Below are 22068 nucleotides of genomic sequence, written 5' to 3' on the forward strand. Positions count from 1 at the left end.
GAAAAACGGAGACATGGAGCAGGTTTTGACAGGCATTATCGGGCGGGATCCCGAACAGCGCGAGTATCATCAGGCAATCAGGGAGTTCCTTGCCAGCGTCCAACCGGTGCTGGAGCGTCATCCTGAATACCGGCGGCAGGCAGTCCTGGAGCGGCTTACTGAACCGGAGCGAACGATCATCTTCCGGGTCCCCTGGATGGATGACCAAGGAGAAGTCCATGTCAACCGCGGTTACCGGGTGGAGATGAATTCCGCCATCGGTCCCTACAAGGGTGGGCTACGCTTCCATCCCTCAGTCAACCTGTCGATTGTCAAATTCCTCGCCTTTGAACAGGTCTTCAAGAACAGCCTGACCACCCTTCCCATGGGCGGCGGCAAAGGCGGCTCCGATTTTGATCCCAAGGGACGCTCCGACACTGAAATCATGCGTTTTTGCCAAGCCTTCATGGCCGAGTTGTTCCGCCACATCGGGGAGAATACCGATGTACCGGCTGGCGATGTTGGTGTGGGGCCGCGGGAGATTGGGTATCTTTTTGGGATGTATAAAAAATTAAAAAACAAGTTCACCGGGGTGCTGACCGGTAAGGGGTTGGCTTGGGGCGGCAGCCTGATCCGGCCGGAAGCCACCGGCTATGGGGTGGTCTATTTCGCCTCGGAAATGCTCGCCCGCCAGGGCGAAACAACGGAAGGAAAACGCTGGCTGGTGTCAGGCTCGGGCAACGTCGCCCAGTTTACCGTGGAAAAAATTCTGCATCTGGGCGGCAGCGTGCTGACCCTGTCCGATTCTTCCGGATATATCCTTGACGAAGAGGGCATCGACACCGCCAAGCTCGCCTATATCAAGGAGTTGAAAAATATCCGCCGGGGCCGTATCCAGGAGTATTGTGAACGGTATCCGAGGGCTACCTATGTCCCGGTTGACCCTGTCCTTGACTGGAACCCCCTCTGGTCCCATCGGGCTGACTGTGCTGTTCCGGCGGCCACTCAGAACGAAATCAACAGCAAGGACGCCCTCCATTTGGTTGACGGCGGTGTCAGGCTGGTCTGCGAGGGGGCCAACATGCCTTCTACCCCCGAAGCCATCGACATCTTCAAAAGTCACAACATTCTTTTTGGCCCGGCCAAGGCCGCCAATGCCGGCGGGGTGGCGGTATCAGGCCTGGAAATGGCTCAGGATTCCATGCGCTTGAGCTGGTCCAGCGAGGACGTTGACGCGCGCTTGCACGCGATCATGAAGCGCATTCACTGCACCTGTCTCGATGCCGCGTCGACCTATGGCTGGAAAGGTGATTATCTTGCTGGGGCCAATATTGCCGGCTTCGTCAAGGTGGCCAGCGCCATGCTCGACCAGGGGCTGGTGTAGCGCCAAGGAGGTTTGAGGTGACGGGGCAAGGGGATGGGCACAAGGAGAATGCCGCACGGGGAATAGTCGGTGACTTGGAACGCTTTTTTATCCATGCGCCGGCAGAATGCCCCTATGGGCTGGCGCAAAGAGCAGTGTATCATCAAGGGATCTTCGGCCGCTTCGATGACGAAAGCATGGGTGAATTTCTTGCCCGCGGCTACCGACGGAACGGCAACTGCATCTATACTATGCGCTGCCCCGGATGCGCCCTCTGCGTGCCGATACGACTGCGGCCGAAACAGTTTCACCCAAACCGCAACCAGCGCCGCGTCTGGAAAAAAAACCAGGACGTGGCAGTCGAGATAGCGCCCCTAACCATGTCAAGGGAGAATCTGTCCCTGTTGCAGCGGTTTCTCTCCACCCGGTTTCCCGCTGGCAGCAGCAGTGCGGAGAGCTATTATTCCGGATTTTTCATCACCAGCATCAGCCGGTGTTTTGAAGTCAGGTATCGGCTGGGCGAACAGCTGCTGGGCGTGGCAATCGTCGACGGCGCACCGTCCTGGATGAACGCGGTCTATTTTTTCTTTGACCCGGATCAGGGGTGGCGCAGTCCTGGCACTCTCAACATCCTCACCCTCAACCATATCTGCCAAAGGCACAAGATTGAGTTGCTCTATCTCGGCTACTGGATCGATGGTCATGCCGGCATGAGCTACAAAAATGCCTTTCGCCCCCACGAACTACTGCTCGATGGCGTCTGGAGGGAGCAAAAATGACCTGAGTTGTTCAGCTCGTGGAGGAAATCTCCGGCACGCTCCCAGTCAGCAGTGGCCCGAGGTGCAGGTATTTGGTGGTAACGCGTTTAGTGTCGATATCTTTGTAGACCCGCTCCACCTGCTCAACCGTCAGATCCGCTCTTTTGGCCACATCCGCAATCGCTAGCTGATTGTTCTTGCCATACAGGCAGATGTCCATCAGTTCATACGGCAGAGAAAAATAGAACTCATCCTGCCCTTGGGGCAACGAGTAGGTATCTGTCGTCGGCCGCCTTTCCCGGATTTCCTCAGGCACCCCCAGGTATTCAGCCAGCACATACACTTGCGTCTTGTACAGATGGGCAATGGGTTTAATGTCGGCCGCCCCGTCCCCCAATTTCACAAAAAAGCCCTGATCGTACTCCAGCCGGTTGGGGGTCCCAATCACCGCATAATGCATGCGATCAGCATGATAATACTCCAGCATTTTTCGAATCCGCTGCTTGAAGTTGGTGGCGGCAACAGTGGCGAGGTAGGCATTGAGCGGTAGCCTTTTCTTGATCACCTCGCCGGAGGGCGATTGGGCGACGATGCTGAAATAGGTGAATCCCTGGTGCACGGAAACGTCAGGGATGATGATCTTGGATCGCCAACCCAGGCCGTATTCGGGGACAACCTGTTGCACAGCCTGATCATATCGATCGTAGAAATGAACGGCCTCAAGGATTGGAGTGATGTCTTCATGCAGGGCCTTGACGCCAAAATGGGCGGCAAGCCGGCCGCTTATCCCAAGCGTTTCTTCGGAAGAATGCGTTTCCGGCATCTGCAGGGCCACCACCTTCTCGGGACCAAGGGCGCGGACCGCCAGGGCCAGACAAACACTGGAGTCGATGCCGCCGGAGATGCCCACCACAAGCCCTCGCCGCTTGAGGGGGTGAACGAGCAGCGATTTCATTTTGGAACAGAGTGCGTCGACTTCCTTGGCCGCATCCAGTTGAAACAGGTCCTGCGAAAGAGCTTTGTCGAATGCCATGCTATTCATCTCACTTGTACGGGTTCAGAGAGCCGATTCGGCAGACTCCCGGCAACAGACACAACCGCTTCGAATTCAGGCCTTCTCCTTCCAGTCCGGGCGCAGATGCAGCTCGGTCAGTTGCTTGCGCGACACCGAGGAGGGAGCCTCCGTCAGCGGGCAGGTGGCCTTTTGGGTCTTGGGGAAGGCGATAACGTCGCGGATGGACGACGAGCCGGTGAGCAGCATCATCAATCGATCCACGCCAAAGGCGATGCCGCCGTGGGGCGGGGCACCCAGCTCAAGGGCCCGGAGGAGAAAACCGAATTTTTCCTGGGCCTCCTCAGCTTCAATGCCCAACGCCTGGAACACTGTTTTCTGCATGGCCGGGCTGTGGATACGGATGGAACCCCCGCCGATTTCGCTGCCGTTGAGCACCAGATCGTAGGCCCGGCTTTTGACGGCGCCCGGATCAGTTGCCAGCAAGGACAACTGATCTTCGTTGGGCGCGGTGAACGGGTGATGGACGGCGGTGTAGCGCTTTTCTTCCTCATCGTATTCGAGCAGGGGAAAATCGGTGACCCAGAGGAAATTGAACACCTCTTCCTGCACCAGCTCAAGCCTCCGGGCCAACTCAAGCCGCAGTTCGGCAAGCACTTGATGCACGGTTTTGCTCTTGTCAGCGCCGAACAAAATGAGATCGCCGGGTTGGGCATCAAGGGCTTGGCCCATGGCGGCAATCTCAGCTTCACTGAAAAATTTGGTGATCGGCGATTGCCACTCGCCATCCTTGACTTTGACCCAGGCCATGCCACGGGCGCCGAAACGGCCGGCGTACTCGGTCAGATCATCGAGATCCTTACGGGAGAATCCGCCGCAGCCCTTGGCGTTAATTGCTTTGACCACGCCGCCTTGTTCCACGACGGAATTGAACACCTTGAAGCCGCAGCCCCGGACAATATCGGTCAGGTCAACCAGCTCAAGGCCAAAACGGGTGTCCGGCCGATCCGTACCGAAGCGGCGCATGGATTCATCGTAGGTCATCTGGGCAAAGGGGGGCTGGAGATCAATATCCCGGGTGACCTTGAACAGGTTCTTAATCATCCCTTCAACTATGGTAATGATCTCGCTTTCGGTGATAAAGCTCAACTCCATATCGATCTGAGTGAATTCAGGCTGGCGGTCGGCGCGGAGGTCCTCGTCGCGAAAGCACTTGACGATCTGGTAGTAGCGGTCCATGCCGGAAATCATGAGTAACTGCTTGAACAGTTGCGGAGACTGGGGCAACGCGTAAAATTTGCCGGCACTGACCCGGCTCGGCACCAGATAGTCACGGGCGCCTTCCGGGGTGGAGCGGGTGAGCATCGGGGTTTCGATCTCAAGAAAATTGTTTTCGTTAAGATAGGCACGGACGGCTTGCAGAGCATGGTGACGGAGAATAAGATTTTTGGCGATCTCCGGACGACGCAAATCAAGGTACCGGTATTGCAGGCGCAGGGTATCGGAAATTTCAATCTCCTCGTCCAGCGGAAAGGGAGGGGTTTCGCTGGTGTTGAGGATGCGGAGTTCGTCGGCAAACACCTCAATGGCGCCGGTGTGCAGTTTCGGGTTTTCCATGGTGGCCGGTCGATTGACGACCCTGCCCCGGACGGCAATGACCCATTCGCTGCGCAATTGGTGCGCTTTGGCGTGCACTTCCTCGTTAATCTCAGGATTAAAGACCACCTGGGTGATGCCCCAGCGGTCGCGCAGATCGATGAAAATGACACCGCCATGGTCGCGGCGGCGGAGCACCCAGCCCATGAGGATGGTTTCTTGGTTCAGAAAGTCTAGGCCAAGATCGTTGCAGGTGTGTGTGCGCCGCAGCGCTCCCATTGATTCCATGTTGGTTCTCCATATAAAAGGACGGGCAGCCGCTAGTGGACTGACCCGAAAAATATCTGTACCGTCGCCGGATGGTTGTTGGGGAAAGAGATTGCGGCGATTCCGGGCCGGGTCATTGGATTGCGATGTTCAAGGCCTCGATCAGTCGCAGGCCCTGTTCATCCGAAGAGCCGGTCAAGGCGAAAGACTGCTGCTCCTGGGTTTTCATATTGCGGAGAATACCTTCGCCCCGCGCCCATTCATCCTCTCCAACGATCAGGGCATAGCGGGCATTGACCCGGCTGGCCTGTTTGAGCTGCGCCTTGAGACTGCGGCTGCTGTAATCGATAGCCACCTTCGCCCCCTGTTTGCGCAGGGCGTGGGCAAGTTGACTGCACGGTGCGAGCGTGTTACCTCCCAGAGCGACCAAAAAAACATCCATGGTGCTGGCAGGAAGCTTGTTGGCATCCTGCTGTTCCATCAGCAGGGCAATGCGCTCCAACCCCATGGCAAAGCCGATACCGGATATCGCCGGGCCGCCTAGTTGCTCGATCAGGCCGTCGTACCGCCCCCCTGCCCCGACGGCTGCCTGTGCGCCAAGATCGGTGGTAAGGAATTCGAAGGTGGTGCGGGTGTAATAATCAAGGCCACGGACCATAAACCGGTTGATTTGAAAAGGAATGCCCAAATTCTCCAACGCTTCCCTGACCTCCCCGAAATGGAGGTCGCATTCAGGACAGAGGGAGTCAAGCAGGCTAGGCGCTTCCTGCACCAAGACCCTGCAGGCCGGTTTCTTGCAGTCAAGAACCCGCAGCGGATTGGTGTGGGTGCGCCGCTTGCAATCGTCACACAAACCCTCGTTTTTTTGCTCGAGGAAGGCTATTAATTGCGCCTTGAACGGGGGGCGGCAAACCGGGCAGCCTAACGAGTTAAGCTCCAGCCTGACCTGCAGACCAAGCTCATCCAACAGCATGTGTCCCATAGCAATCAATTCGGCGTCAACACGTGGTTCCACCGCGCCGATGACTTCTGCGTCCAGTTGATGAAATTGCCGCAGACGCCCCTTTTGCGGCCGCTCGTGGCGAAACATGGGGCCGATGGTGTAGAGCCGGTGCACCGGTTGCTGCACATGAAGGCCGTGCTCGATAAAGGCCCGCATGATCGAGGCCGTGGCCTCCGGACGCATGGTGATGCCCTTATCCCCGAAGGTGTACATCTCCTTTTCCACCACATCGGTGGCCGCGCCGATGGAGCGAACAAAGAGTTCGGTCTTTTCCAGAATCGGCATGCGAATCTCCTGCATGCCGAACCGCTCAAAAACATCCCGCGCCGTCTGTTCAATATACTGCCACTGGCCAATGCTGTCCGGCAGGATGTCTTTAAAGCCGTTGATAGCCTGAATCTTCAAGGTAAACTCCAATAAAACCCATGGGTGGCTCCGCCGTGTTATCCGACTACGTCGACGACACCAGGAAAAAGCATAAAATCTAATCGAGAAACGGGTGAAAAGTCAAGCCGATGTGGCTTCATTGTGGTAGAATACTGTGCAACTTCTTTTTTCAATCTTGACGCCCCACGCTGGTCGTCGCGCTTGACAAACGGACGTGAGCTCGGCATTCTTCCGCATTTTAGTGCGAATATTTACCGAGAGTACGGAGTATTTTTCCCAGAAAGCAACAACTGACCAAGAGGCTTGAATGAAACTGCCAGAACTCAAAATAGGCTCGTTCATCGCAAAAATTCCGATCATCCAGGGCGGCATGTCCATCCGGGTGTCGACCTCCGCCCTCGCCATACCGGTCGCTGAATGCGGCGGCATCGGCACCATCGGCGGTTCCGGAATCCCGGTGCCCGAACTGCAGGAAGATATCCGCAAGGCCAAAAAGGCCACTAAAGGGATTATCGCCGTCAATATCATGTACGCCATGAAAGACTTCTATGAACTGGTGATGGCCTCTATCGAGGCGGGCGCCGACATGATCATCACCGGTGCCGGTTTTTCACGCGACATTTTCAAGATCGGCAAACAACATAACATTCCTATTGTGTCAATCGTTTCTTCGCCTGGCCTGGCGACGCTCGCCGAAAAGCTGGGCGCTGCTGCGGTTATTGTCGAGGCGGCCGAGGCTGGCGGCCATCTTGGCACCGAGATAGCATTGCGAGATCTCTTTCCCTCCATCCGCAAGGTGGTTTCAAAAATCCCCCTCATTGCCGCCGGTGGCATCACCAACGGCTTCGAGATGGCCGAGATGATGGACAAATACGGCGCCGACGGCGTCCAGATTGCCTCCCGTTTCGTCCTCAGCAAAGAATGCTCGGTATCGCAGGCGTTCAAGGATACTTTTCTCAAGGCCAACGAAGAGGATATTGTTCTTGTCTCTTCACCGGTCGGTATGCCCGGCAGAGCGGTCAAAACACCCTTTGTTGAGAAGATGTTACATGGGGATGACATCTCGGCCGACAAATGCCGCTATAAATGCTTGAAAAAATGCAATTATAAATATTGTATCAGTGAGCGATTGACGGCCGCCTTCAACGGTGACGTGGAGAACGGGCTGGTTTTTTCCGGGGCCAACACCTTCAAAATGAAAGAAATTCTCTCCGTGCAGGAGATCTTTGACCGCTTCGTCAAGGCAGCGGAGTCGGTGTACAAAGAAAAGCTCGCCCCATGCTGATCGCCTTGGAGGCCCTCTTTAACGTGAAGCACAGCCCCTTTTCAGCACATATTGTATGACAGGCAAACAGCAGGAACAGGCTCCCGGCCCGGAGGAATATAAGGCGGTAACGGCTTTGGTGATTCCCGAGTCGGAGCATCCCATCCGCGAGCAGCAGCTCGACAGGGAGGCACTCAAGGTCCTTTATCGTCTTCGCGATGCTGGGTTCAAGGGGTATTTGGTGGGAGGCGGGGTGCGTGATCTGTATCTCGGTCGAGCACCTAAGGATTTTGACATCTCCACCGATGCCCGACCCGGCCAATTGCGGCAGCTTTTCCGTAACAGCCGCACCATCGGTCGTCGTTTTCGCTTGGTGCAAGTTTTTTTCCGCGGCACTAAGATCATCGAAGTGTCGACCCTGCGTTCGCGGAGCGAATTTGACATCAATGGTAAGGAGCAGGTGTTGCCCTCGAATAACACCTTCGGCACCCTTGAGGAAGACGCCTTTCGTCGCGACCTTACCATCAATGCTCTTTTTTACGAGATCGAAACACACACCATTATCGACTACATCGGCGGCGTACGTGATCTTGACCGGGGTGTCATCCGCATGGTTGGTGATCCGGACCGCCGCTTCACCAGGGATCCCGTGCGGATGCTACGGGTTGTCCGCCATGCGGCCCGCACAGGCTTCGGCATCGAAGAAGAGACCTTCGCCGCCCTGCGACAACACAATGAGGAATTGCGGCTTTGTCCACCCTCGCGCATCCGCGACGAGGTCCTGAAAGATCTCCAATCTGGAGCGAGTCGGGCCTGGGCCGAACTCTGTATGCGTACGGGGCTCTGGCCAGCGCTCTTTCCCTTTTATGACGAATATATGCAGGGGGAACAGGGCGAGAAAATACAAAAGGAATTATTGAACATCTTTACCGTGTTGGATCGTCTCCATGCTCGCCAGGAGGAAGCAGAGCCGGTGAAGGTACCCGAGACCCTCCTTTTTGCCGCTCTCCTCTTGCCTTGGGCCTGCCTACGGTTCAAGCTACCGGAAACCAATGTCCGGGGGCAGGGATTTTCCCATTTATCCCGTATTATTCGAGAAGATGTCGATCGTGCCTTTGGCGAACCGTTCAATGTTCAGCGCATGGCCAAGGAGTCGTTGACCACTTTACTGGTCAATCTTTCGACCTTTTATCATGCCAGGAGCCAGGGCGACGACCCCAACTGGTTGAAGAAAAAAAGCTATTACGGAGACTGCTCCCGGTTTTTTGATATCTACCAGGAGTCGCAAGGGGTCCCGGCGGTCAAGGTTGAGCGATTCGTAGTTCCACACAAGGACACCGGAACCGTCGAGGTAGTCACGCCGGCCCAGGAAAGCAACGGCGAATCGAGGGCCAGAGGACGAGGCGGAGTTAATCCGGCGTTCAGCAGCACAAAGACCGGGGTTTTTGGTCTTCGCCGGCCCCGGGATTAATCGGCCGGGAGGTTTTAGTTGCGTTTTTTGCTTTACAATATCCGGTATGCTGCCGGCAATGGGGGCCGTTTTCACTTCCCCTTTCCTTATGCCGGCTACCTGCGACGTTCTCACCACAACTTCGATAAGATTCTTGAATTTATCAAGTCGGTGCAACCGGATGTCATGGGTTTGGTCGAGGTGGATGGCGGCTCCTTCCGTACCGACCGGCAGTGCCAGGCGGAGATGATCGCCGAGCAACTGGGCTATCACCATGTCATCGAAACCAAGTATGGGGCCGGTTCAATGGCCCAAAGATTCCCTCTTCTTAAAACCCAAGGCAACGCCGTCTTGACCCGGATGCCGATCATCAGCCATCGCTTCCATTATTTTGACGAGGGGGTAAAACGGCTGGTCATCCAGGTCTGTACCGAGCATCTAACCGTCTTCCTAGTGCATCTCTCGCTCACTTACCGTAACCGGCAGTATCAGCTTGAACGATTGTACAAGTTGATCCGCGAGGTCGACCGCCCTATGATCCTTGCCGGAGATTTCAACGTCCTCTGGGGCATGCGGGAGCTGGAATTGTTTCTCGGCGCAACCGGCCTAATCAGCGCCAATCCCGAAAAGAAGCCTTCCCATCCCAGCCGTGCCCCTAAACGGGAACTCGATTTCATCCTCCACAGCCCGGAGCTGAAGGTTGTTCAGTTCCAAATCCCACCCGTGACCTATTCCGATCACGCGCCCTTGATCTGCGACTTTTCCTTCTGATCAGCACTGCCAATCCTGCCTCTTTTTCCGCACCAAGGCCAAATAAAGGGCTGTAGCAAAAGAAAACGAAAGAGCAATTGATCGCTATTGCCCCTTATTCATAAAGTAAACCAAGCTTATCTCCACCCTTTCCGAACTGATTTCAGGGGTAACTTCCCGTTTGCCACACCAAAACTTGCTCAACCAAGGCAAGATCACGCAAGACGGGTACACAGGCAAATGTGAAAATGTAAATCAGGTATAGTGGTCACACTATACTGGGGGGTTAGCGCAAATAGAAGAGGGGGTAAGTCATTTTGACTTAACCCCCTTAATATTTACTGGTGCGCCAGGCAGGATTCGAACCTGCGGCCCACGGCTTAGAAGTCTCTGGTTCGTATAGTTTACCGAGGTTGATGGTGTGATATTTTCCTTGATAATTAACAAGTTAGTGGCTAGGCTAAGATTAACAAAGAGTAACCAAGACACCTAACCCATAACCAGGAACCTAACCCATACATAACCCAAATCGGAGACCGTGGGCCATGGCAAAGCAGGCAATTAACTTTACCGCATCGGAAATCGAAGCCCTTCCTCTTCCCGAAAAAGGCCAACGCCTTGAATTCTACGATATGAAGGTGAATCATCTGCTTGTCCGAGTATCTTCTACAGGCAGAAAAACCTTCCAGGTGTACCGCTGGCATCAAGGTAAACCGTCACGGATAAACATAGGAGTTTGGGGGAGCGGTCTCACTGTCGAGCAGGTCCGCAAGGAGGCGGAGAAGATCAACGCCCAGTTTGCCGTGGGGGAGAATCCAGCAGATAAGTTAAAACGACAGCGTGAAGAAATGACCTTTGCGGAATTGTTTGACATCTACCTAGAGCGCCACGCCAAGATTAAAAAAGGGACCTGGAAAGAAGATCAACGCTATTATGAGCGCCATCTGGTTTCATCTATAGGCAGCAAGAAACTTTCTACCATCTCCAGAAGGGACATTGCCACCATCCATGGCAAGATCGGTAAAAACCGACAAGTTCATGCCAACAGGGTGCTGACACTCATATCCTCGGTTTTTGGTAGGGCTATCGAATTTGGCCTGTGGGAAGAACTGAACCCTTGCAGGGGTATAAAGAAATTCTCCGAACAGTCCCGTGATAGGTTCCTGAATGGTGAAGAATTGTCACGGTTCTTTCAAGCCGTGGAGCAGGAACTGAACACTACTGCCAGAGATTTCTTTCTTGTTGCCCTTATGACTGGTGCCAGACGTGCCAATGTCCTTTCCATGCGATGGAGTGATATTGATTTGAAAAACGCTACCTGGAGGATTTGAAGAGGTGCCGATTATTGAGACAGGTGTATAAGCAATGAACCAACCTATTTTGCAAGGAGAAGTTCAATGTCAAACCCACCTCATCGTCCACGTCACAGCGCAGAATTTAAGGCCACAGTAGCCCTGGCCGCACTGTCGGAGTCCAAGACTCTGGCTGAACTGGCTACTGAGTACCGGGTTCACCCGACCCAGATCACCCGCTGGAAGCAGGATCTGACCAAGAACGCTTCTGAGCTTTTTGGCAAGGGCAAGAAGAAAGAAGTCAACCATGAGGCCGAAGTGGCCGAGCTCCACCGTCAGATCGGCAAGCTCAAGGTTGAGAACGATTTTTTAGCCAATCTGCCCGGTCTGAACTTGGCCGGGCGCAGAAACAACAGGTGATCGCTATGGGACATCCTGAAGTTTCTGTTCAGCGTTGCTGCCAGCTTTTCGGACTGCCTCGTTCCAACTATTACCGCGGCCTTGGCTTCGGTCTACGTGTTGGTGATTTGGAACTGATGGCCCGGATAGACAAACTCTATATTGAGCACCCCTGGATGGGGAGCCGTTCCTTTGCTGATCACCTCACAACTCCCGAACTCGTGGTGGGAAGAGGTCGTGTCCGTCGCTTAATGCGGGTCATGGGCATCGAGTCTTTAGCTCCCAAGCCGGGCACCAGCAGGCGACAGCCGAAGCATCCGGTCTATCCCTATCTGCTCCGGGGAGTGACCATTGACAGGCCCGATCAGGTGTGGGCGACTGACATCACCTACATCCCTATGGCTCGGGGTTTCATGTACCTGATCGCGATCATGGATTGGGCCACCAGAAAGGTTCTCGCCTGGCGACTATCCAACACTCTGGACACCAGATTTTGCGTTGAGGCTTTGAAAGAGGCTCTCTTTAAATATGGCGCTCCTGAGATATTCAATACTGATCAGGGGTGCCAATTCACCAGCGAAGCGTTCACCTCAGTCCTCAAGGCCTGGAACGTCAAAATCAGCATGGACGGCAAAGGACGATTCAAGGACAATATCTTTATCGAGCGACTTTGGCGCACCCTGAAATACGAAAGGATCTACCTGAAGTCATACGAAACGGGAACTGAGCTTGTCAAGGATCTGACTTCCTGGTTCGGCTGGTATAATGAGAAAAGAAAACATTCGTCACTTGACAAGCAGACTCCAAATGAGGCTTATTCAAAACGAATCGAACAATTGAGCAAGGCAGCCTGAGGCCTGTAACTGTATAATAAAAGCAACATTGCTTATTTCACACCTCAGGATGTCTCACAAACCCCGACCACCTCAGCCCCCCTGGGTGGGGCATACAATCGAGCTGATTTCGTCGAAGAACGCAAACGCATAATGCAAGTCTGGGCCGACTATCTCGATAAACTTAAAACCGGAGCCACGTCTACTTTTATTTGACCACGTCACACCTAGTCGGTGCATTTCTATTGTACTCCATTAGCGGCTTCCAACTATCTTTTCGTAAGCTTCACACACAGCCGAAACTACCTTGTCAATCAGCTTTGAAAAATGACCCCCTTTCAGCGTCCAAAATTGACCCCCTGAAATTGTAAAAAAGTGTTTTCATCTTCCCTTGTCTATTGGTCTGGCAACCAAAGGAGCTCAAGCTTTTTTCTGGAGCGAGAATGGGCCAAAGTGTTGCTCGTCGGAGCGGAAGAAAAGAGCTTGGGCGGGTCCCATCCGATGTCTTTATTCTCTGTTTTTGTAGCGGTAGCTCTCGTTACCGGTCTCGATGATATCGCAATGGTGCGTCAGACGATCGAGCAGTGCGGTGGTCATTTTGGCATCGCCAAACACCTGTGACCATTCGCCGAAGCTCAGGTTGGTGGTCACGATGAGCGAGGTCCGTTCATACAGGGTACTGATCAGGTGGAAGAGCAACGCACCCCCAGCCTTGGAAAAAGGCAGATACCCCAATTCATCGAGCACGACGCATTCTACCCTGACGAGGCGGCTGGCAAGAGCGCCGGCTTTGCCCAACTCCTTTTCCCGCTCCAGTTGATTGACCAAATCAACGACACTGAAGAAACGTGCCCTTTGCCCCAGCTTGACGCAGTGGGAGGCGATGGCGATGGCCAGGTGGGTCTTGCCGGTTCCGGTACCGCCGATCAAAATCAGGTTCCTGGCTTGCCGGAGAAAGCCACCGCCGTACACGTCCCGGATCAAGGGCTCATTGACCGGGGAATCGGCGAAGCGGAAGCTGTCCAGGTCCTTGGAGACCGGAAAACGGGCGGATCCCATCTGGTAGCGGATGGACCTGGCCCTTCTTTCGGCAGCCTCGGCCTGGCACAGGTGGCCAAGGATCTCCTGAACAGTCAACTGCCGCCGGATGCCTTGGGTGACTATTTCGTCAAAGGCACCGACCATGCCATAGAGTTTTAACGCCTTGAGTTGGTCGATGAGTTCATGGCGCTGCATGACCCACCTCCTGCCGCAGCGCATCGTACCGAGCGCAGTCGGCAACCGGCTCTTCCTTCAGGCAGAGGCGCTCCGGAGTTGAGATCGGATCCACAGCCGGCGGGTCCAGGTCCCGGGCAATCAGGTTGAGGATCACCTCTCCGCGAACCGTGGCATCAACCAAGGCTTTGCGGCATGCCCGTTCAACCACCGCAAGCCCATGGGTTCGGGCAGCACAGAGAAGGGCGACAAACTCCCGGTCGCCGCCAGCACAGGCAAGCAACCTTCGTTGGACCTGCTGCAAGCTGGATGGCAGTTCCCAGTCCTTGAATGGAGCACCGTCGCGCAGGGCCCCGGGCTTGTGCTCAAGAATGCCGAGATAGTGCCAGGGATCATAGATTGTCTTGTCCCGGCCAAATTGCCGGATATGCTCGCCAACCACCTCGCCGTTCTTGATCACTCGAATCAGACCGGCGCTGGCCCGGACTGTGGCCGTCTGGCCAGCCACCTTGCTCTCCGCGCTGTAGTGATTGCGGTCATAACTGACCAACCCGGTTCGGGAAACCCGGCACTCCTTTTCTGCATACCCGTCAAAGGGAGAACTGGCCGCCACCAGGCTGGCTTGCTCTTCCTCGAACACCTCCCATATGGTCCGCTCTTTCTCCTCGGGATGAGGGCGCTTCTGGCTGATCGTTCTGCACTGATCGGCAAGCCAGGCGTTGAGTTCCTCAAAACCCTTGAACCGGGGACGGGGAGTGAACAACCATTCCCGGACGCTCTTCACCTGGCGCTCAACCTGCCCCTTCTCCCAACCGGAACCAGCGCTCAACCGTGCAGGCAGGCCACCGGCTCCACCAGATAGTGGCTGCATAACTGCAAAAACCGGCGGTTGAACACTCGCGCCTTGCCTGGCAGCACTTGGTCCACCGCGGTCGGCATGTTATCGTAAATCCCCCGCCGGCAACTGCCTCCAAAAAAGGCAAAGGCACGGTTATGGGCATCGAGCACCATCTCCATGCTCTCGCGGGGGTAAGCCACCACAAAAAAATGCCGGCTCCGGCATAACCGGAAATGGGCCACCTTCGCCTTCTGCACCACCCCGTCAAAAATGACCCATTCATGGCTCCAGTCAAACTGGTAGGCCTCGCCAGGACCAAAACTCAAGGGGATAAATCCAGCCCCCGAACCTCGTCCCTTCTCCTCGCGCCACTTCTTGACAAAACGCTGGATGCTGTCATATCCCCCGCAATACCCCTCGGCGTGCAGCAATTCCATGAGCCGGCGGCTCGTCAATCGGCGTTTCTTCGGCCGCGCCCAATCAACCTCAAGCAGCGCTTCCAGGCGTATTCTATGCTCACCAAGGCGAGGCTGCACTTGAACAGTGCGCTGGTACCGGTGCTCGGTTGCGCCACTCCGGATCACTTTCCGGACCGTGTTCCGTGACAGCCGCAACAATCGGCTGATCTCCTTAAGACTCTTTCCGTCGATAAAATAATAACGACGGATCTTCGCTATTGACTCCACTATCAGCATCCTCCAATTCCTCCGTGTTGGAATAACCACGGAGTGGGTAACATAGTGGGGTCAATTTTCGACGCTGTTTTCTATCTCAAAGGGGTCATTATTCCACGCTGATCAACAGAGGAGCGTGGCACTCTCTTTCTTGGTTATGGGTTTCGTGGCAAATCTCTTTATTCGGTAGCTCTTTGCATGTTCCTTGTTGACCAGGCTGCAGCTTTGATGGTGGATTTCAGTATATCAGAAATAATGAAAGAGCAACGGGGATTGTTTACTGCTTGGAGGGGAATTGAGGGTTGAATTACTGGTACTAGTGCACCAAACCGGTTAGCTCATAAAAATTATTCTATTTACAGTTCGTTAGATAGGGTGCGGAAGGAGTCAAAGCAGAATGGTTTTGGGATGGGAATGGTTGGGGATCGTAATTTGAGCGGTTCTGGCTGGATAAACACCCCATAAAAAGACACTTGATCAAACTGGTAAAAAAAACTCGCTCCACACCGGAAGGAGAGGCGTTCCGGAGGGGCGAGTGTGCCACAAGATCACTTTTTCGTCCGATCAGATGAATCGAAGCTGTTTTGTGTTCGATCAAATATCGTCGTAAGTAACTTGTAGTAGTTAGGACTTAATCTGACAGTTGCCAGTTTTTTATTGGTGTCTGTCAGGTCAAATTTGATTCAATTTTTTATCCTGCCAAAATTTTATTCCATCCTCAAGTGTTTCCAGTGGAGTCCGCCCACAGCACATTTTCCCCTGATGGGTTCTTTGGGTGTTGTAGCGGCCCAGCCATTCATCGAGATCTTTTTGAAGTTCCTCTATTGTAGCATAGAGTTTTTTGCGAAAAGTCACCTGGTAGAATTCATTGAGGATGGTTTTATGGAACCGCTCGCAGATTCCGTTGGTTTGCGGTGACCGGGCCTTGGTCTTTGTGTGCTCGATATCGTTCACGGCCAGATAGAGCTGATAATCGTGCGTCTCCACCTTGCCGCAGTATTCCGTTCCCCGATCCGTCATGATCCGCAACATTGGTAGCTGATGTTCTTCAAAGAATGGCAGCACCCTGTCGTTGAGCAGATCAGCGGCGGTAATCGGTGTTTTGGTGGTATAGAGCTTGGCGAACGCCACCTTGGAATAGGTATCGACAAAGGTCTGCTGGTAAATTCGACCCACACCTTTGAGCGTGCCGACATAAAAGGTGTCCTGGGAGCCCAGATAGCCGGGATGTGCAGTTTCAATTTCGCCAGAGGCAAGGTCATCATCCTTTTTCTTCTCAAGCGCCTGCACCTGTGCCTCGGTGAGGATCAAACCCTCCTTCGCCACCTTGCTCTCCAGTGCTCGCAAGCGATCCTTGAACCGCCCCAGTTGATGACGCAGCCAGACACAACGCACCCCGCTTGGAGAGATGAATATACCCTGCTTGCGCAGTTCATTGCTGGCCCGCACCTGGCCATAAGCAGGTTGTTCGACTGCATAGGCAATCACAGCCGCTTCCGTCATCTCCTCGACACGGTTTTTGATGTTGGGCTTGCGACGGCTTTTATCGATCAGCGCTTCGATGCCACCGTTACCAACAGCCGCCTTGTAACGGTAGAAGGTATCTCGGGAAAGACCCATGATCTTGCAGGCCCTCGAGACATTAGAGAGTTCTTCCGCCAGATTGAGCAATCCAATCTTGTGTTTTACGATTCGTTCGTTACCATGCAGCATGAGGGTTGCCTCCATTTGTTTTGATGGTTGGTTCGCACCATTATCAAAACTGGTAACCCTCATTTTTTCAAGTGAGGTGTCAGGTCAAGTCGAAACTATTTCAAGTAACTCTTATGAAGAGGTCGACCTGCCCTCTTGCCTTAAAGATAATCACTGCTTCTTTTCCGCGCCAATACAACCAGTGCTAAAATTGTGTCCATCTGGGTTGAGACATTTCATGAACAGACAAGCACTGGAAAGAATGGGCACCGTCTCTTTGCTCCACAGGCTTCTCAGCTTTGAGCGGTTCTGGCTGCCCTACACCCCATGAAGAGGCTCTTAATTAGAAATGGCCGGGTGCTTTTATGGGGGATTGGGAGCTTTAACTGACACGGCCAGAGTTCATCTCCACAATGTCTGCCATGAAGACCTTCACGTTGTCTCGACCTTGTTCCTTGGCCAAATACATAGCGCAATCGGCATTTCCGGCCAGTTCGATTGCATCACTACCGTGTTCCGGGTAGATGGCAACGCCAATGCTCGACGATATCGAGAGCATTTTTTGGGCAATATCAAACGGTTGATTCAGTGAGTATCTTATTTTTTCAGCCACAAGGACCGCGGCATCTTCGCTCCCAACATCCAACAGTAACACCACAAACTCATCCCCTCCAATACGACTGACGCTATCTGACTCTCGAATGCAGTTGCACAGTCGCTTAGCGACTTCCTTCAGCACCAGGTCACCAGCAGCATGACCGTGGTTGTCGTTAATCGGTTTGAATTTGTCGAGATCGATATACATCAAAGCCAGACGGGTCTGGTTTCTCTTGGCTAATGCCAGGCCTTGTTCAACCTTTTCAAAGAATAAAGTACGGTTGGGTAGATTTGTCAGAGCATCGTGATGCGCCATATACGCGAGGTGTTGTTGGGCTTCTTTGCGCTCGGAAATGTCGAGATTTACTGCAACGTAATGGGTTATTGCGCCGTTGGCATCCTTGACCGGAGCAATGTGGGCTTCTTCCCAATAAATTTCCCCTGATTTACGACGGTTGACAAATTCTCCTGTCCATGACTCGCCGCGCTCGAGATGCATCCATAAATCCCGATATGTCTCAGGATTGGTTAAACCAGATTTAAGAATACTGGGGTTATGCCCTATTGCTTCAGCCGATGTAAATCCTGATTCTAAGGTGAAATGAGGATTTACATACTGGATGACGGCATCCGCTCCGGTGATTACTACGGAAGTCGGGCTTTGCTCAATGGCAGTTGATAATACCTCTAATCGGCTCTGTACCAGTTTTATTTCGGCCAGACTCTGCTCAAGCTGTTGGTTAAGATTTTCCAGACGCTTACGGTTTTGTGCCAATTCGAGGTGAAGTTTGACACGAGTGAGTACCACTCCTGTGTCGAATGGTTTGTGGATGAAGTCTACGGCACCGGCAGACAATGCCTGTTTTTCACTTTCCGCATCCGTTTTGGCAGTGATGAAGATTACTGGTATATCAACTGTTTTGTCGTCACTTTTAAGGGCGGAACATACCTCGTAGCCATCCATTTCCGGCATCATAACGTCCAGGAGAATCAGGTCAGGACAGTGTAATGCCGCCATTTCTAAAGCTTGCTTTCCAGAAGTCGCGCCAACAAGTTTATGTTCGCCTTTTAATACTTGGTAGAGCACTTCTATATTCTCCGGTACGTCATCGACGATCAAGACTTTCTGCCGGTCAATTTGGGGAGGTCGACTAACGTATAATTTTGAATTCATTGTCAAGGTCTCTAATATTGGCTAGGGCACTGGTAAAATCAAATTGTTTTACATAGCCTCTGAGTGTATCGATTGCAGGGGTAATTGGAACAATTTGTATGAGTTCGGCGACCTTGTCGATCACCTCCAGATCATGGTTCTGCAGCATCATTTCGATTTCGCTTAGAAGCGCTGATAACTGTTCTTTGTCAAGGGGAGTTGCTTTGTCAAGCATGGACGATTCATTGTCAGAGCATGTTCGCAAGACACTGCCCGGGAGACAAATTTTGATTTCATTGAGTAGCTCATTAATCTCGATCGGTTTGGCAACATAGCCGTCAAAACCCTGGTTCAAAATTTTTTCTCGTTCTTCCTGCAGGGCTCGGGCAGTCAAGGCGATAATCACTGTGTGCCGAGGGTTATTCTTTTCTCTTTCCCTTATAATTCTGGTTGCTTCGGTGCCGTGCATGACCGGCATCTGGATATCCATCAGGATGACATCAAACACATCGTGTTCGTATCTTTGCAAGGCTTCTTGTCCGTCGCGGGCTTCAATAACGGTATGCCCGACTCTCTGTAAAACTTCCGTCACAAAAAATAAATTTGTTTCTTGATCATCAACATGGAGTATCCGCAGTGGTGGGCCATCCCAAGGGACAAGCTGTTTGTTACCATTTTTACGATCAGCAAATTCAGTCACGGCTTCATTGAGGACAAAAGGAATTTGAATGAAGAAGGTGCTCCCCGTGCCTTCAGTACTTTCACCCCAGATCTTGCCCCCCATCAATTTTGTCAGTCGATCGCAGATTGTGAGACCGAGGCCTGTACCACCGTATTGCCGTGTAGTAGAGGCATCTTCTTGGACAAAGGGCTTAAATATTTTTTGCAAAGACTGGGAACTGATACCGATACCACTGTCCGTTACCGCGAATTTCAATTGGACAATGCGGTCATCGCGTTCGCTTACCGTAACAGCAATATGGATACCGCCCTCGTGGGTAAACTTTATGGCATTGCTCAAAAAATTAAGCAGGATCTGCTTCAGGCGGAGTTGGTCGCCAATTAAATTGTCTGGTACCTCACTCAATATATCGGTTTTGATACTGAGCCCTTTGCCCTGGATACGTGCGATTTGAATTTTGATGATATCGTTGATGCTAGCCCGCAGACTAAAATTTGCCTGTTCTAGCTCGACTTTGCCGGATTCTATCTTGGCGAGATCGAGAAGGTCATTAATCAACGACATTAATCCGTCAACCGATGCCCTGATGATGTCCAGATATTTCTGTTGGTTGTCGGTAAGCTCGGTGGATTCAAGGAGTTGTGTCATTCCCATGATTCCATTCATGGGAGTGCGGATCTCGTGGCTCATATTGGCGAGGAACTCACTTTTAGCTTTGCTGGCCGCATCTGCCGTATCACGGTTTTGTTCAAGTGCAAGTTCGTACTGCTTGCGCTCGGTTATGTCCCGACTAATGCCGAGTAACCCAATCAAGGCACCATTTGGTCCCCAGTAGGGTGTTTTAACGGTATCAACCATCGCTCTTCGGCCATCGGGATAAGTGATCCATTCTTCATTATGACGCGATTTACGCGATTCCAACATTCGCTGGTCATTCTCCCGGAAGAAATCTGCAACATCCTGATTAAAGAGGTCATAATCAGTTGCCCCTATTATTTCGTCTCTCGGACGACCTACAAATTCGGCAAAAGAAGGATTACATCCCAGGTAAGCTCCATTCAAATCTTTAAAGAAAATGATGTCTGGAATTGAATCAATCAGTGAATTTATCAAGCATGATTGGTACTCGCTTTTTATTTGGTTAGCTTCAGCAGCATCTCTCGCATCTTTTAGCTGAATTGTCTGCTCGTAAACTTTATTATTAATTATTGATGTGCGTCCAGTCATCGACAACAACAAAATTTGCAATAGTGAAGAAAAAAGAAAACCTGTTATACCAATAATCCATGCGAATCCTGATTTGTGCTGATGCAGATATTTCTCGTTCGGGAAGACTTCTAGATTCCACTGACGATCTGCCACAGTCAGTTGAGTTCGATAAACATAGGGATCTATCGGTCGGCTACCCTCTTTATTTGATAGAAAAAGAAGGCTCCGTGAATCATCGGCCAGAGAATCCGTAAGACGAAAAAGAATACCTGTGGGAACCTGGCGTTGAGTAGCGATCTGCACCATTTGGTCGACCTTGAATACCCCTACGGCAAAACCTATCAGATTCTCAGTACCATTATCGGTGGGGTGCCCGCCTTTCCTATAGGCAGGAGTCATCACTAAGACTCCCACTCGATTTTTTTCCTCCTGCACCAGTTGGACAGGAGCAGTCACTGTTGTACACTTGGATGCAATTGACCTTTCGATCGCATCACGTCGAATGGACTCTGAATTGATATCGAAACCTATAGCTGGCTGATTACCTTCAATAGGCGCGATATACCCCACCGGAACATAGCGCGGACGTTTTAAAGCAGGCATAAGTTGTTTCTGATTATTTCGTTCCGTAATCCTGAAAGATTCCAAATTCGTTTGGGCCATAGAGCGCTCAAACGCGCTGCGTGAGGAATCAGGGACATAAGGATTGAAGCTCAGGGCAAAGATGTCTTTATTGTCCTGCAGAGTGATCTGCGTAAAATATTCAAACTGCTGGAACGTCATATCTGGCATCACTTCAACTAGCCTTTTCAGCGCGGAAAGCGCCTCCTGGTGAGCAATGAAACGATTCTCAAGCGAATGGGCTATTACCCTGCCGTGTTCTTCAATCTGCTCTACTTGCTGATTTTGCTGCCGATTTGATGCACCAAGAAAGGCAACCACAATGATAGAGAGGGTTACCAGCATGGGAAATGCTACGGTTAGTCGTCGTGCCTTCCAGAGTAAATCTGCCTGTAATAGGAAAATCAGAGTCAGCGGGGCAACAATCAAGACACCGAGTGTATCGCCTACCCACCAGTTCCACCACGAATAGAAAAATTCTTCGGTCGGAATACGTCCTGTAACATATAGTGTAAAGGTGCCTATCGTCGCCGATATAAGGCTGGCCAGAGGAGCGTTGGTAAATAGAAACAGTGCGATATCCTTTTCTGTTTCAAGGCGACGCCACGAGGCTCCCAACCAGTGCAATGTCAACCAACGGGCTGACCAGGCTTGAAGAACCGCTCCGCTGGCCACTACTCCTGCTATGACAATACTTGTGGAATCGAGCTTACCGTTGAGTAAGGCAACAGCAAGATTAACCGTCAGCGAACCAAGCCATATTGCGGGAAGGATGCGGCTGCCAAAACAGAGTGCAAGGGCAACGGCCAGGCCTGCCGCCGGAAAAACGGGGCTTGCATAGCCTGGTGGGATGGCCAAGGCCAGCCCTGAAACTCCCAACACTACATACGTCAATATGGTAGCGAGCAATGAACCGAGGGTGATCTTCATATTTTTTGCTGCATTATTCTGTAAGGAATAAATAAGTTACAGATACTTATCTTGCCTAGGTCGACTGAAATCCTATAAGACTCCCGCAGTTAAAACGTGCACAT

At 52.4% G+C, this 22068-nt stretch carries 14 protein-coding genes and 1 pseudogene; 7 read left to right on the forward strand and 8 right to left on the reverse strand.

Features of this window, described 5'->3' with window-relative positions:
* Positions 1–13 precede the first annotated feature (13 nt).
* The gene (gene gdhA, locus ACHZCX_RS08185; RefSeq protein ID WP_319588726.1) at positions 14–1363 is read left to right on the forward strand and encodes an NADP-specific glutamate dehydrogenase; all 1350 of its coding nucleotides are present in this window, start codon (positions 14–16) and stop codon (positions 1361–1363) included.
* Positions 1364–1380: 17 nt separating this feature from the next.
* Entirely contained in the window at positions 1381–2121 is a 741-nt protein-coding gene (locus tag ACHZCX_RS08190) for an arginyltransferase (RefSeq protein ID WP_319586746.1), read from the forward strand.
* 10 nt (positions 2122–2131) lie between these two features.
* Here ACHZCX_RS08190 and nadE read toward each other — a convergent pair whose 3' ends face one another.
* The 3 genes from nadE to hisS all read right to left on the reverse strand — a co-directional run bounded on the left by nadE (position 2132) and on the right by hisS (position 6383).
* Complete coding sequence (gene nadE, locus ACHZCX_RS08195; RefSeq protein ID WP_319586747.1) at positions 2132–3133, reverse strand: NAD(+) synthase; 1002 nt, start codon at positions 3131–3133, stop codon at positions 2132–2134.
* Between the two features lie 75 nt (positions 3134–3208).
* Positions 3209–4996 (reverse strand): aspartate--tRNA ligase, encoded by a 1788-nt coding sequence (gene aspS / locus ACHZCX_RS08200; RefSeq protein WP_319586748.1) that lies wholly within the window; start codon positions 4994–4996, stop codon positions 3209–3211.
* A 112-nt stretch (positions 4997–5108) separates the two neighbouring features.
* Positions 5109–6383 (reverse strand): histidine--tRNA ligase, encoded by a 1275-nt coding sequence (gene hisS / locus ACHZCX_RS08205; RefSeq protein WP_319586749.1) that lies wholly within the window; start codon positions 6381–6383, stop codon positions 5109–5111.
* A 289-nt stretch (positions 6384–6672) separates the two neighbouring features.
* On the opposite strand from hisS, the gene ACHZCX_RS08210 reads away from it, so the two are divergent.
* The 5 genes from ACHZCX_RS08210 (at position 6673) to ACHZCX_RS08230 (ending at position 12374) form a co-directional block, all read left to right on the forward strand.
* Positions 6673–7650, forward strand: a complete 978-nt coding sequence (locus ACHZCX_RS08210; RefSeq protein WP_319586750.1) for a nitronate monooxygenase family protein — start codon at positions 6673–6675, stop codon at positions 7648–7650.
* Positions 7651–7705: 55 nt separating this feature from the next.
* Positions 7706–9100: a polynucleotide adenylyltransferase PcnB gene (pcnB, locus tag ACHZCX_RS08215; protein ID WP_319586751.1), complete on the forward strand. Its 1395-nt coding sequence runs from the start codon at positions 7706–7708 to the stop codon at positions 9098–9100.
* A gap of 18 nt (positions 9101–9118) precedes the next feature.
* The gene (locus tag ACHZCX_RS08220; protein ID WP_319586752.1) at positions 9119–9850 is read left to right on the forward strand and encodes an endonuclease/exonuclease/phosphatase family protein; all 732 of its coding nucleotides are present in this window, start codon (positions 9119–9121) and stop codon (positions 9848–9850) included.
* A 524-nt stretch (positions 9851–10374) separates the two neighbouring features.
* Positions 10375–11160 (forward strand): integrase arm-type DNA-binding domain-containing protein, encoded by a 786-nt coding sequence (locus tag ACHZCX_RS08225; protein WP_319586753.1) that lies wholly within the window; start codon positions 10375–10377, stop codon positions 11158–11160.
* A 66-nt stretch (positions 11161–11226) separates the two neighbouring features.
* Positions 11227–12374 (forward strand): IS3 family transposase gene (locus ACHZCX_RS08230; protein ID WP_319585211.1). Its coding sequence is split into 2 segments (ribosomal slippage): positions 11227–11485 and positions 11485–12374, totalling 1149 coding nucleotides; the frame shifts between segments, so codons are not numbered across the junction.
* Positions 12375–12860: 486 nt separating this feature from the next.
* Here the strand turns inward: ACHZCX_RS08230 and istB are convergent.
* The 5 genes and pseudogenes from istB to ACHZCX_RS08255 form a co-directional block, all read right to left on the reverse strand.
* Positions 12861–13589 carry an IS21-like element helper ATPase IstB gene (gene istB / locus ACHZCX_RS08235; RefSeq protein WP_319586754.1) on the reverse strand — a complete coding sequence of 243 codons (729 nt, stop codon included), beginning with the start codon at positions 13587–13589 and terminating at the stop codon, positions 12861–12863.
* Positions 13576–15101, reverse strand: a pseudogene (gene istA / locus ACHZCX_RS08240) (IS21 family transposase). The gene istB and the pseudogene istA overlap by 14 nt, the downstream one beginning before the upstream one ends.
* A 651-nt stretch (positions 15102–15752) precedes the next feature.
* Positions 15753–16793 carry an IS481 family transposase gene (locus tag ACHZCX_RS08245; protein ID WP_319585981.1) on the reverse strand — a complete coding sequence of 347 codons (1041 nt, stop codon included), beginning with the start codon at positions 16791–16793 and terminating at the stop codon, positions 15753–15755.
* Between the two features lie 361 nt (positions 16794–17154).
* Positions 17155–18489 (reverse strand): diguanylate cyclase domain-containing protein, encoded by a 1335-nt coding sequence (locus ACHZCX_RS08250; RefSeq protein WP_319586755.1) that lies wholly within the window; start codon positions 18487–18489, stop codon positions 17155–17157.
* Positions 18490–18520: 31 nt separating this feature from the next.
* Positions 18521–21964: a CHASE domain-containing protein gene (locus ACHZCX_RS08255; RefSeq protein WP_319586756.1), complete on the reverse strand. Its 3444-nt coding sequence runs from the start codon at positions 21962–21964 to the stop codon at positions 18521–18523.
* Positions 21965–22068 lie beyond the last annotated feature (104 nt).

It is taken from the genome of uncultured Desulfobulbus sp. (assembly GCF_963662935.2).
Lineage (GTDB): Bacteria > Desulfobacterota > Desulfobulbia > Desulfobulbales > Desulfobulbaceae > Desulfobulbus.

Excerpts from the sequence above, each read along its gene's own strand:
- nadE (WP_319586747.1), bottom strand. The coding sequence starts at position 3,133 with ATGGCATTCGACAAAGCTCTTTCGCAGGACCTGTTTCAACTGGATGCG.
- pcnB (WP_319586751.1), top strand. The coding sequence starts at position 7,706 with ATGACAGGCAAACAGCAGGAACAGGCTCCCGGCCCGGAGGAATATAAG.
- aspS (WP_319586748.1), bottom strand. The coding sequence starts at position 4,996 with ATGGAATCAATGGGAGCGCTGCGGCGCACACACACCTGCAACGATCTT.
- ACHZCX_RS08245 (WP_319585981.1), bottom strand. The coding sequence starts at position 16,793 with ATGCTGCATGGTAACGAACGAATCGTAAAACACAAGATTGGATTGCTC.
- ACHZCX_RS08255 (WP_319586756.1), bottom strand. The coding sequence starts at position 21,964 with ATGAAGATCACCCTCGGTTCATTGCTCGCTACCATATTGACGTATGTA.
- istB (WP_319586754.1), bottom strand. The coding sequence starts at position 13,589 with ATGCAGCGCCATGAACTCATCGACCAACTCAAGGCGTTAAAACTCTAT.
- ACHZCX_RS08210 (WP_319586750.1), top strand. The coding sequence starts at position 6,673 with ATGAAACTGCCAGAACTCAAAATAGGCTCGTTCATCGCAAAAATTCCG.
- ACHZCX_RS08225 (WP_319586753.1), top strand. The coding sequence starts at position 10,375 with ATGGCAAAGCAGGCAATTAACTTTACCGCATCGGAAATCGAAGCCCTT.
- gdhA (WP_319588726.1), top strand. The coding sequence starts at position 14 with ATGGAGCAGGTTTTGACAGGCATTATCGGGCGGGATCCCGAACAGCGC.